The sequence below is a fragment of the Streptomyces sp. NPDC047017 genome (assembly GCF_040644175.1).
In the GTDB taxonomy this organism is placed as follows: Bacteria; Actinomycetota; Actinomycetes; order Streptomycetales; family Streptomycetaceae; genus Streptomyces.
Map to the genome: position 1 here is coordinate 98744 of NZ_JBEYVW010000012.1, position 11050 is coordinate 109793.

10 protein-coding genes are annotated in these 11050 nt (G+C 74.0%); 2 read left to right on the top strand and 8 right to left on the bottom strand.

The genetic code is table 11. The features are described 5' to 3' along the window. Positions 1-117: 117 nt before the first annotated feature. Entirely contained in the window at positions 118-948 is an 831-nt protein-coding gene (locus tag ABZ858_RS20835) for a metallophosphoesterase (protein ID WP_361380373.1), read from the bottom strand. Positions 949-1267: 319 nt separating this feature from the next. On the opposite strand from ABZ858_RS20835, the gene ABZ858_RS20840 reads away from it, so the two are divergent. Then, entirely contained in the window at positions 1268-1978 is a 711-nt protein-coding gene (locus ABZ858_RS20840) for a 4'-phosphopantetheinyl transferase superfamily protein (protein ID WP_361380376.1), read from the top strand. Between the two features lie 71 nt (positions 1979-2049). Here ABZ858_RS20840 and ABZ858_RS20845 read toward each other — a convergent pair whose 3' ends face one another. Then, positions 2050-2220, bottom strand: coding sequence for a hypothetical protein (locus tag ABZ858_RS20845; protein ID WP_361380379.1), 171 nt, complete (start codon positions 2218-2220; stop codon positions 2050-2052). 219 nt (positions 2221-2439) lie between these two features. Here ABZ858_RS20845 and ABZ858_RS20850 point away from each other — a divergent pair, with 219 nt between their 5' ends. Next, positions 2440-3501 (top strand): helix-turn-helix transcriptional regulator, encoded by a 1062-nt coding sequence (locus tag ABZ858_RS20850; protein WP_361380382.1) that lies wholly within the window; start codon positions 2440-2442, stop codon positions 3499-3501. Positions 3502-3567: 66 nt separating this feature from the next. Here ABZ858_RS20850 and ABZ858_RS20855 read toward each other — a convergent pair whose 3' ends face one another. From ABZ858_RS20855 to ABZ858_RS20880, 6 genes are all read right to left on the bottom strand, one after another. Beyond that, positions 3568-4413 carry a 4'-phosphopantetheinyl transferase superfamily protein gene (locus tag ABZ858_RS20855; RefSeq protein WP_361380385.1) on the bottom strand — a complete coding sequence of 282 codons (846 nt, stop codon included), beginning with the start codon at positions 4411-4413 and terminating at the stop codon, positions 3568-3570. Further along, positions 4410-4670 (bottom strand): acyl carrier protein, encoded by a 261-nt coding sequence (locus ABZ858_RS20860; RefSeq protein WP_361380389.1) that lies wholly within the window; start codon positions 4668-4670, stop codon positions 4410-4412. The genes ABZ858_RS20855 and ABZ858_RS20860 overlap by 4 nt, the downstream gene beginning before the upstream one ends. Next, positions 4667-6613, bottom strand: a complete 1947-nt coding sequence (locus ABZ858_RS20865) for an HAD-IIIC family phosphatase (protein ID WP_361380392.1) — start codon at positions 6611-6613, stop codon at positions 4667-4669. Before ABZ858_RS20865 ends, ABZ858_RS20860 begins: the two co-directional genes overlap by 4 nt. 3 nt (positions 6614-6616) lie before the next feature. Beyond that, positions 6617-7633, bottom strand: coding sequence for a 3-oxoacyl-ACP synthase III family protein (locus tag ABZ858_RS20870; RefSeq protein ID WP_361380395.1), 1017 nt, complete (start codon positions 7631-7633; stop codon positions 6617-6619). Between the two features lie 94 nt (positions 7634-7727). Continuing rightward, on the bottom strand, positions 7728-10733 hold the full coding sequence (locus ABZ858_RS20875) for a beta-ketoacyl synthase N-terminal-like domain-containing protein (RefSeq protein ID WP_361380398.1): 3006 nt from the start codon (positions 10731-10733) through the stop codon (positions 7728-7730). Beyond that, a complete protein-coding gene (locus ABZ858_RS20880) occupies positions 10733-11035 on the bottom strand; it encodes an acyl carrier protein (RefSeq protein WP_361380401.1) in 303 nt (100 codons plus the stop codon). Before ABZ858_RS20880 ends, ABZ858_RS20875 begins: the two co-directional genes overlap by 1 nt. Between the last annotated feature and the right edge of the window lie 15 nt (positions 11036-11050).

The window sequence follows — 11050 nt, forward strand, 5'->3', positions numbered from 1 at the left end:
CAATTCCCTTGCGCGGGGCAACCGTCCATCAAGGAGCAGTCTACGGAGCGGATCGGCGGCTGCCGCTGGCCGAAAGCTGCACGACAGCAAGTCCCCAGCGGCGGCGGCCGGCGACTGTCAAGCGGGCAGAATGCGCCGCGGGACGGGCCTGGGCCGGCCGGGGCGGTGCCATTCGCGCGGATAGCCGACCGACACCTCCTCGAAGCGGACGCCGTCGTGCACGGTGGTGCGCGGGATGTGCAGGTGGCCGTAGACGACCGCGGCGGCCCGGAAGCGCAGGTGCCAGTCGGCGGTCAGCTCGGTGCCGCACCACTGGGCGAACTCGGGGTGGCGCAGGATGTCGGTGGGGGTGCGCACCAGCGGGAAGTGGTTGACCAGCACGGTCGGCAGGCTCGGGTCGCACTCGGCCAGCCGCCGTCCGGTCTGCGCGACCCGGGCCCGGCACCATGCCTCGCGGCTCGGGTACGGGTCCGGGTGCAGCAGGAACTCGTCCGAGCACACCACGCCGGCCGCGTACGCCTGCTCCAGCGCCTGCTGGGCGGTGGCCGCGGCCGGGGTGCGCCACGAGTAGTCGTAGAGCAGGAACAGCGGCGCCACGACGGCGGGGCCGCCGGGCCCGCACCAGACGGGGTAGGGGTCCTCGGGGGTGTGCACGCCGAGACTCCGGCAGATCTGCACCAGCCGGCGGTAGCGGGCGTCGCCGCGGAGCTGGGCGGGGTCCTCCTGGGCGGTCCACAGATCGTGGTTGCCGGGCGCCCACACCACCCGCGCCCAGCGGTCGGCGAGCACCCCGAGCGCCCACTCGACGTCCGACAGCAGCTCCCCCACGTCCCCCGCGACGAGCAGCCAGTCCCCGGGGTCCTCGGGCCGCAGCTCCTCCAGAACCCGCCGGTTGTCCTCGAACGCCACGTGCAGGTCACTGATGGCCATCAGCTTTCCGTGCGCCATCCCGCGACCATAGGCGCCCCGCCCACCGCCGCCGTACCCCCTGAAACCCCCTACCGCCACCGGGCGGCGCGACGACGCGCGGCGCGGAGCGGGGACCGCGGGCCCCCGCCGAGGGTGGACCGTGGACCTATAGCAACCTCATGACAGCCCCCCACCCCACCGCCCCGCCCCTAGCAGGGCACAGGTGCTCCAGTGGGGCGGAAGGGTGCCCTCCGGGCCGGGCGGGCGGCTACGCGTTGAGGGGGCGGGGGGCCGGCGGCGACGGTGGATTCACCGCCGCGGCCCCCTTGGCAGCGGCCCGTCCGCAAGGGTGATCACCATGATCGAAACGCTGCTCCCGGCCGAGGTCGCCGCGGTCGACACGACCGTGGACCGCACCGACGTGGCTCTCTTCCCGGCGGAGGAGGAGCAGATCGCCCGCGCGGTCGAGGCGCGGCGGCGGGAGTACACCACGGCCCGCTGGTGCGCCCGGCGCGCGATGGCCGTCCTCGGCCAGGAGGCCGCCCCGGTGCTGCCGGGCCTGCGCGGCGCGCCGCAGTGGGCGCCCGGCCTGGTCGGTTCCGTCACGCACTGCGCCGGCTACCGGGGCGCCGCCCTGGCCCGGGCCGGCGACATCGCCGCGCTGGGCATCGACGCCGAGCCCAACCAGCCGCTGCCCGAGGGCATCCTGGAGTCGATCGGGCTGCCGCAGGAGCGGTCCTGGGTGGCGCGGCTGCTGCGCACCCTGCCCGAAGTCCGCTGGGACCGGCTGCTGTTCTCCATGAAGGAGTCCGTCTACAAGGCGTACTTCCCGCTCACCGGCCACACCCTGGAGTTCGAGGACGCGCTGCTCACGGTGGACGCCGAACGCGGCACGTTCCGCGCGGCGCTGCTCAACGACCCGGCCGCCGCCCCCGGTTCCCCCCGGCGCGTGTTCACCGGCCGTTTCTCGGCCACCGGCGGCCTGGTGCTGAGCGCCATCGCGGTACCGGCGGCGCGGCACGCCGCCACCCTGCCCCGTACGACGGCAGGCGCCCCCCAGCTCGTCTGAGCGGGGAGGCGCCTGTCACGGGTGCACGGGTCGCGCGGATGTCCCGGAAGCGGTGCGAGGACAGTGCGCGGTCAGATCCACTGGTCGTCGTCGGTGTGCATGCCGGTCGATACACTGATCACCGTTCTGGACTGCGCGGCAACCCCCGCCGCGCCGTCGTGCTGCCCGGCGAGCAAGGCGCCGGTAAACAACACACCAAGAGCACTACCCAGAGCTGCACCACGAGCGACGATGTTGATCATGCTTGACATGACGTGCACGGTTCCCCCCACAGGATCGATGTGTCGGTGCCGAACGGGAAGGAGCGTCATGAACCCGGTGGGTTCCGAGTTCACCGCCGGTCTCTCCCGCCGACAGGAACACCATCTCGAAACACCCGAGCACAACCCAAGAGTCACGCGCTGGCTCAAAGCTGCACGGCAACAACTCCGCACCGGCCGCGCTTCGTTCGGGTGGACGGAATGAATTACTCCCATTCCGAATTCGCGGAGCTGGACGACATCAGCGCCGCAGCCTATGGACAGGCTGTGGAATTGGGCCGCTTCATCGGCAAGGACATAGCCGTTCAACTGGCGCTCTCCCCGGCGGAGATCGAGCGCGCGGAAAAGGTGCTCATCCTGCTGCGCCTGCTCCAGCCCATGCCGGGCAGCCCCGACGTCCTCGTCCCCGTGGCCCCCGACGTCGCCACCGCCGACCTGGTCAGCTCGGCCGAGACGCAGGTCCGCGACCTGCAGCAGGCGGTCACCGATGTGCGCGGCCGCCTGATGTCGCTCACCCCCGTCTACTTCGAGGGCCGCCGGCTGCGCAACCGGCTGGAGGCGTTCGACGTCATCACCGACCGCGACACCGTGCAGTCCATGCTCGACCACCTCAGCCAGCACTGCCGGCAGACCATGGAATCCGTCGCCCCGGGCGGCTCCCGCCCCCGCCCCGCCCTGCTCGCGGCCCGCCAGTCCGCCCTGAGCATGCGCGAGCGCGGGGTCGCGGTGCGCACCGTCTACCAGCACACCGCCCGCAGCGACCTCGCCACCCGCGCCTATGTGCGCGACGTGACGGCGGCCGGCGCCGAGATACGCACCGCCGACCAGGTGATCGAGCGGATCCTCATCTACGACCGCGAGACGGTGTTCCTGCCCACCCGCGACCGGTCGGACGCGGAGGAGCACGCCATCAACGGGGCGATCGTCGTGCGCGAACCCACCCTGGTGGCGTTCGTCTGCAACGTCTTCGAGCATCTGTGGGACGGCGCCACGCCGTTCGTGCCGGACACCACGCGCGCGCCCACCATCGCCGACGACCTCAAGCAGTCCATCCTGCGCCTGATGGCGAAGGGCTACAAGGACGAGATGGTCGCCCGGCGCCTGGGCATGTCGGTGCGCACCTGCCGCCGGCACATCTCGGAGATCACCGAGGAACTGGAGGCCACCAGCCGCTTCCAGGCCGGTTACAACGCGGCGATGTCCGAGATGCGGCAGCGCGTGAACCCCGGCCGGGACACCGACCCCGGCCCGGGTCCCGCCTGACGCCCCGGCCCCGCGCCTCAGCTGTCACTTCCCACCTCCGACCTCCCACCTCCCACGTCTCACGTCTCACGTCTCGTCCAGCGTCTCCTCGATGGTCTCCACGCAGTCCGCGTCCAGCATGGTCGTGATGTCCGTGTCGCCCGGCTCCCCGAACCCGGCGTCGTACACGGCCGCGCTCACGCAGTAACCGCTGGCCAGCGGGAACGTACGAAAGGCCCACTCGTCCCCGGTTCCGGCGCTGCCGTCGGGCCGCTGCACCCGCACCGGCTTGCCGTCGGGTCCGAACCCGAACTCGGTGAACCGGAACTGCATGCCCTGCCCGATCGCCTTGCTGTACGCCTCCTTCAGCGTCCACAGCCGTACCAGGGACGGATTGCGCTGCTCCTCGGGCAGCGCGGCCAGCGTGATCATCTCGTACGGGGTGCACACGTGCCGGCCCAGGCCGCCGCCGTACATCTGCCGGTCGGCGCGCTCGGCGTCGACGCCGATCAGGCCGCGGGTGGTCAGTCCGACGACGAGGAGTTCGTCGGTGTGGCTGAGGCTGATGTCGACCTGGTCGCAGCCGCGCAGATACGGCCGCCCGGTGGGCCCGTACGCCAGCTCCAGCGCCTCCGGGTCGCCGCGCAGCACCGCGGCCGCCGCCGACTTGAGCAGCATCCGGGAGGCCGCGTACCGGTCGCGGACGTCGGCGTGGGCGAGGTCGAGGTAGCGCGACCAGTCCCGGCCGAGCAGCCTGCGCAGCCCGTCCCCGGAGGGCAACCGCGGTTGCAGTACGGGCCGGTGGGCGTACAGCAGGGCGGTCCCGCGCTCCTTGAGGTCGGCCCTGACCCGGTCCCACGCGGCGTCGTCGGTGCCCACCTCGACGGGTGTGCCGAGCGGCGGCCCGAGCGTGGAATTGCCGGGGACGGTCATGCCTGTGCCTCCACCTGATGCTGGCGCCGTGCCACGACGGCGTGGATCTCGACGAGCGTGCGGGCCTGGAGGACCTCGGACAGCGGCAGCCGCCGGCCGGTCTCCTCCTCGACCAGGGTGACCAGGCGCAGCAGGTACAGCGAGTCCCAGCGGGGCAGGTCCGTCAGGTTGCCGCGGGCCTGCCCGGCCGTCGCCTCCAGGCCCAGTTCGTCCCTGAGCAGTGCGAGGAACCCGTCGAGGGTGTCGGCCGCGCTCATGTCTGCTTCCTTCTGTCGTTCCTTCGGTCGAGGCCGCCGGTGAGCGGCCCGGTGATCCGCACGTGCTCCGGCGGGGCGGGCAGCTCCAGCAGGTCGTGCCGGAAGTGCAGCGCCCCTTCCCGCTCGCCCTCGGCGGTGAAGCCGAGCGAGGGGTACAGGCCGCGGGCCCGGGTGTTCTTCGCGGTGGGCCGGAAGACGGCGAGCACCGCGCGGTGCCCCTGGCGCCGGGCGTGGTCCAGTACGGCGGCGAGCAGTGCCTGTTCGATGCCGCGGGCCAGCACCCGGCAGCTCAGCCAGGCGTTGTCGATCCGCAGCACGTCCTGCTCGCGGCCGGCCAGCAGGGCGCCGGTCAGGCCGCCGGCGCCGAACCGGTCGGCGGTGCGGGCCGCCAGCAGCAGCCGTCCCGGGTCGGCGGCGGCCCGGGCCACCTCGGCGGGGGTCAGCCGCAGCCCGGTCAGGTTGAACTGATTGGTGCGCTGCGTGAGCTGGGAGAGCCGTTCGTGCTCGTGGAGCGCGGGCGCGGACAGCTCGACGCTGACCCCGAGTTCCCGCAGGAAGTCCTGGTGGGTGCCGGCCGTGGCGCGCAGTGCGGCGCGCTCCCCGGCGGCCCGGTAGTGCGCGGTGCGGGCCCGGTCCTCGTCGGTGACGGCGAGCGTGTCGAACCAGCCGTCGGCGAGCAGCCGTTGCACGTGCAGGGCGGGTTCGTCGTCGAGCGGTACGACGGCGGCGCGGACGCCCGAGTGGCGTACCTCGGCGCGTTCGGCGGGCGAGTCGTCGGCGAGGACGAGCGCGTCGTCACCGATGCCGAGCGCACCGGCGACGGCGGCGAGATGGCCGCTCTTGGGTTCCCAGTCGGCGTGCACGCGCGCGAAGTCGTCCTCGCGCAGCAGCAGGTCGGGGTGGGTGCGCAGGGTCCGCAGCACGGTGTCGCGGTCGTTCTTGCTGCTCACGGCGAGCAGCACGCCCTGTCCTGCGAGCTGGCGCACCACGCGCTGGAAGGCGCCGAACGCCTCGCCGCGCAGCGTCCCGGCGGCGGCGATCTTGTCGGGGCCGTCGTCACCGAGCACGCCGTCCCACAGGGTGTGGTCGAGGTCCAGGACCAGGCACTTGCGGGTGCGTCCGGTCAACGCCCTTGCGAGGTGGGCGACTTCGCGGGCGCAGGCGTCCAGGAGGGCGGCGCCGAGGCGGGCCCCGGCGTACTGGGCGAGGCGGACGTCGGCGGCCGGGGGGCCGGCGGCGAGCAGCGGGTCGAGGTCGAGGACGACGACGCCCGCCTCCTCGGCGCCCAGGCGCAGCAGCCGGGTGTTGAACTCCCGCCACACCATGCCGAGCCGGGCCCGGGAGCGGTGGTCGAGGAGCTGGTGGGTGCGTTCGCGGGGCAGTGGCAGCGTGGTGAGGACGAGGGTGCCGGCCCCGGTCGCGGCGCGCCGGCGGACCAGGCCCTCGATACGGGCGGCCACCTCGCCGGCCGCGCGGGCGACGTCGTCGGGGCCCCATACGGCGGGCACCTCGGCGAAGACGGTGGAGTCGTCCAGCAGGCACAGCGTGAGGTCGGCGGCGACGCCGGCGAAGGCACCGGACGGGTCGGTGAGGTCGCGCAGATAGGCGCCGTGGTCACCGACGACCGCGTCCAGCAGCAGTCCGTGCCGGGCCAGTTCCCCGGTCAGCGGTTCGACGACGTCCGCGACGGTGGACTGCCCGGTGACCGCGACCGTGACGCGGCTGAGGGCGGGATGGCGGGCGAGCACGGCGGCGGTGTCGGCGCGGCCCAGCAGCCGCCCGGCCCGCCGGGCCCAGCCGGGCCGGGGCGCCGGGTCGTCGGCCAGCTCGGCCAGCAGCGGTGCGACCTCGTCGTACGCCGTCTCCAGGCGCCCCTGCGCGGCGAGTTCCCGCAGTCTGTCCAGGGGCTCGCCGCGCCTCGTCGCGCGCTCCAGTACGGCCATGTCCTACACCTTCTCCAGGCCGAGCCCGGTCTTGATCCACTTGCTGGACTCCACGGCGATGGCCAGGGCCCGGCCGCCGGTGGGCAGGTCGGGCAGGAGCCGGGAGAGCTGCTGGAGGACCAGGGCGTTGCCGGTGTTGCCGGTCTCGGCGACGCAGGAGACCTCCTTGGCGCCGGGCACGTCGAGCTGTTCGGTGATCCGCTCGGTCATCCGGCCCGACAGCTGCGGCGGCAGCAGGAAGTCCAGGTCGTCGGGGGTCCACTCCAGCTGGTCGAGGAGTTCCCAGAGGATCTCGCGGGCCATCACCGGCACGGACTCCTCGATGGCCTTGTAGTCCTCGATCACCATGGGGCGTTCGCTGTGCCGGTCGCTGATGCCGTACCAGTCGACGGTCTGGCCGGCCGGGCGGCCCAGTCCGGTGAAGCGGTTGAGGACACCGCGGATGGCGACGCGTTCGGCGACCGGTTCGGCGGTGAGCACGGCCGCGCCGGCGCCGTCGCCGAACAGCACGTAGTTGACGAGTTCCTCGGTGGGCATCCGGGCCACGTCGCGGTGCACGTCGAGGTGGCGGTGGGTGACGTCGCCGCCGATGACGAGGCCGGCCCGGGCGCCGCCGGAGATCAGGGTGCGGCCCAGGTCGAGCGCCTGCACGGCGCCCGAGCAGCCGGACTGGAGCTGGAAGGCCGGCAGGTACATCAGGCCGAGCCGGTCGGCGACCTCGCTGGCGGTGGTCGGCAGCAGGGTGTCCGGGGTGGCGGTGGCCAGCAGCACGAACTCGATGTCGACCGGGTCGAGTCCGGCCGCCTCGATGGCCGCGCCGCCGGCCTGCGCGCACAGGTCGGCCAGGGTGTGCCGGACCTGTCCGGTCTCCAGGTCCCAGCCGAAGTGCCGGGTGCGGGTGCCGACGAAGATGTCGACCCATTCCTCGCTGACCCCGAGCGCCCTGCCGAGGGTCGCGTTGTCGACGGGCGGGCCGGGCAGCGCGCTCGCGGTCGCCGCGACGTAGACGGTTGCGCTCACGCGCACACTCCTTCCGGTCGGAGGCCGAACGTGCCGGCCCCGGTCACTCCGACGCCGCCGGGCGTCACTCCTCCGGTGCGGTTCCCCGCCGCGCTCACGCCATGGCCCCTTCGCTGAGGTGCCCGCCGAGGAACTGGGCGAGGGTGCCCACCGACCGCAGGGCGGGCAGCAGTTGCTGCACGGACAGCTCGCCCAGGTGCGGCAGCCGGGCCTCGACGCGGTCCTTCAACTGCATGATCATCACCGAGTCGAAGCCCAGGTCCTCGTAGAAGCGGGCGGTGGAGACGACCTGCTCCAGCGGGTAGGAGCCGACCTCCGCGACCGCGTCCACGACGGCGGCCAGCACCGGATCGCGGTCCCGGGAGACCGGGTCGGCCGTCCCGGGCGCCTCGGCGCGCGACACGGGCCGGGGCGGCGCGGCCTCGGTGCGTGGCCGGGCACCCTGCCCGGCGCGCGGCGCCGGTGCGGCGGTCCAGTACCGGTGCGCGGTGGAGAAGGCGTAGCCGCGCAGCTTCTCGGTGGTGCCGGAGGCGGTCTCCCAGTCGTACAGCCGCTCCCAGTCGGGGTCGAGTCCGGCCCGGTACAACCGGGCGACGATGTCGGCGAGTTCGGCACCGCCGGCCTCCGGTCCCGGGGCCGGGTGCAGGAACTCCACGCCGGCCGAGAGCCCGGCCCGGCCGGCCAGCGGCAGCAGCTGGGGGCGCGGCCCGATCTCCACCAGGTGGGTGGGCGCGCACACCGTCTCCAGGTCGGCCAGCGCGTTTGCGAACAGCACCGGCGAGGCGGCCTGCTCGGCCCAGTAGTCGCCGTCCATGCGCTCGCCCGGCTCCAGGCAGCGGCCGTGGCGGGTGGAGAAGACGGGCACCTCGGGTGCCTTCGGGTCGGTGCCGGCGGCCGCCGCGCGCAGCCGGTCGAGCACCGGGCGCATCAGCGGCGAGTGGAACGCGGCCGGTGCCGCCAGGTCACGGGCGCGGACCTGCGCCTCCTGCAAGGTCTCCGCGATCCGCTCCAGCGCCTCCGCGGTGCCGGACAGCACGGTGTCGCGGGGGCCGTTCAGCGCGGCGAGGTGTGCCCGCGGTTCCTCGGCGAGCAGTTGCCGCAGCGCCTCGGGCCCGGCCTGCACGGAGAGCATGGCGCCGCCCTCCGGCAGCGCGTGCGTCAGCCGGCCGCGGGTGGCGACCAGATGCGCGGCCTCGTCGAGGGTGAGCACCCCGGCGGTGACGGCGGCGGCGAACTCGCCGATGCTGTGCCCGAGCACGGCGGCGGGGCGTACGCCGAGCCCGGTGAGGGTGGCGGCCAGCGCGTACTGAACGGCGAACAGCGCGGGCTGGGTGAGTTCCCCGCGCACGCCCTGCTCGTCGCCGGAGAGCAGTGCTGCGCGCACCGAGACGTCGGTGTAGGGCAGCAGCGCCCGGTCGGCGGCGTCCAGGGCCTGCCGGTAGGCGGCCGACTCGCGGTACAGGCCCTCGGTCATCCCGGGGTACTGCACGCCCTGCCCGGAGAACAGGAACGCCACCGACGGCAGGCTCCACGGCCGGTGCGCCACCTGCTCGGGCAGGCCGCCGGCGGCCGCCCGGCGCAGCGCGGCCGCCAGTTCCTCGGTGTCCCGGGCGGTGACGGCGAAACGGTACGGCAGACCGGTCTTGACCCGGTTGCTGCGCCGGCACAGCGCGGCGGCGCCGGTCCTCGGACGGCGGGCGACGGCGTCCGCCTGCTCGGTGAGGTTGCGGATCAGGGCGCCCGGGGTGTCCGCGGTGAGCGTGAACACGCCGACGCCGGGCCGGGACCGTACGGCGCTGGTGCGCGGGGCGGGGCGCGGCGCGGAGCCGAGCACGGCGTGCGCGTTGGTGCCGCCCATCCCGAAGCTGGACAGTCCGGCAAGGACCGGGGCCGGGGGCAGCCTGAGCGGTGACTTGAGCAGCCGCAGCCCGCGCCGGGCGAGCCGCAGCTGCGGGTTCTCGCGGTCCGCGAACCGGCTGGCGGGCACGATCCGGTGGTGCAGGGCGAGCGCGACCTTGATCAGTCCGGCGATCCCGGCGGCGCCCTCGGTGTGCCCGAGGTTGCCCTTGACCGAGCCGATCGCGCACGGCTCCTCGCGGCCCTCGCCGTGCAGGCTGCCCAGCGCCGCGCACTCGATGGTGTCGCCGAGCGCGGTGCCGGTGCCGTGCGCCTCGATGAAGGAGATCTCCCGCGGCTGCACCCCGGCCCGCTTGCAGGCGGTGGCCACGACCTGCTCCTGCGACCAGCGGTTGGGCGCGGTGATGCCGTTGCTGCGGCCGTCCTGGTTGACGGCGGTGCCGCGGATCACGGCGTAGATCCGCTGCCCGTCGGCGACCGCGTCGGCGAGCCGGCGCAGCACGACCAGGCCCACGCCCTCGCTGCGGCCGATCCCGTCGGCGTGCAGGCTGAACGGCTTGCACCGCCCGTCCTCGGCGGCCAGCCCCAGCTGGTGGTAGACGAGGCCGAGCGTGGGCGACATGACGAGGTTGACGCCGCCGGCGAGCACGGTGTCGCACTCCCCCGACAGCAGCGCCCCCACCCCGAGGTGCACCGCGACCAGCGACGACGAGCAGGCGGTGTCGACGGCCATGCTGGGGCCGGTGAAACCGAGCTGGTAGGAGATCCGGTTGGCGGTCATGCCGGCGCTGCTGCCCGCGCCGAGCTGCGGTGTCACCCGGTCGTAGTCGCCCAGGTGCAGCCGGCCCCACTCGCCGCCCATCACGCCCACGTACACCCCGGTGCCGCTGCCGGCCAGCGCGCCGGGCGCCACCCCGGAGTCCTCCACGGCCCGCCACGCGCAGTGCAGCAGCAGCCGCTGCTGCGGGTCCATGGCGGCGGCCTCGCGCGGCGACACGGAGAAGAACTCGTTGTCGAACACATCGGCGTCGTCGAGGAACCCGCCCCGGTCGAGACCGGCCCGCCCCGGCCCGTCACCGGCCGCGAAGTCCGCCGGGTCCCAGCGCTGCGCCGGTACGTCCCCGATCGCGTCGCCGCCGCGCAGCAGCAGCTCCCAGTACGCGTCGGTGTCCCGGGCGAGCGGGAAGGCGCAGTCCATGCCGACGATCGCGACGCCGTCGCCGTAGGCGGGCCCGTCCGCCATCACCGCTCCTCGTTCGCGCCGGCCGGCGCCAGCTGCACGGCGAGGAAGTCCAGCAGGCTGGCCACGGTGGGGTGGTCCCACAGCAGGGTCGGCTCGACCATCAGCCCGAACTCGTCCTCCAGGTCGCCGCACAGGCTCAGCGCGCACACCGAGTCCATGCCGTACTCGGCCAGCGGCACGGCCGGGTCGATGGTGTCGGCGTCCCTGCCCAGGTAGAGCGCGACCCGGTCGAGCAGCCAGCCGCGCGGCGGGACATGGACGGAGGTGGACAGCGGGGTCTGCCGGGTGGTCGGTACGTTCATGGCCGAACGCCTTTC

What these genes read in the sequence shown, in the direction of transcription:
- ABZ858_RS20835 (WP_361380373.1), bottom strand. Translation starts at nt 948, where the DNA reads ATGGCGCACGGAAAGCTGATGGCCATCAGTGACCTGCACGTGGCGTTC.
- ABZ858_RS20840 (WP_361380376.1), top strand. Translation starts at nt 1,268, where the DNA reads ATGATCGAAACGCTGCTCCCGGCCGAGGTCGCCGCGGTCGACACGACC.
- ABZ858_RS20845 (WP_361380379.1), bottom strand. Translation starts at nt 2,220, where the DNA reads ATGATCAACATCGTCGCTCGTGGTGCAGCTCTGGGTAGTGCTCTTGGT.
- ABZ858_RS20850 (WP_361380382.1), top strand. Translation starts at nt 2,440, where the DNA reads ATGAATTACTCCCATTCCGAATTCGCGGAGCTGGACGACATCAGCGCC.
- ABZ858_RS20855 (WP_361380385.1), bottom strand. Translation starts at nt 4,413, where the DNA reads ATGACCGTCCCCGGCAATTCCACGCTCGGGCCGCCGCTCGGCACACCC.
- ABZ858_RS20860 (WP_361380389.1), bottom strand. Translation starts at nt 4,670, where the DNA reads ATGAGCGCGGCCGACACCCTCGACGGGTTCCTCGCACTGCTCAGGGAC.
- ABZ858_RS20865 (WP_361380392.1), bottom strand. Translation starts at nt 6,613, where the DNA reads ATGGCCGTACTGGAGCGCGCGACGAGGCGCGGCGAGCCCCTGGACAGA.
- ABZ858_RS20875 (WP_361380398.1), bottom strand. Translation starts at nt 10,733, where the DNA reads ATGGCGGACGGGCCCGCCTACGGCGACGGCGTCGCGATCGTCGGCATG.
- ABZ858_RS20880 (WP_361380401.1), bottom strand. Translation starts at nt 11,035, where the DNA reads ATGAACGTACCGACCACCCGGCAGACCCCGCTGTCCACCTCCGTCCAT.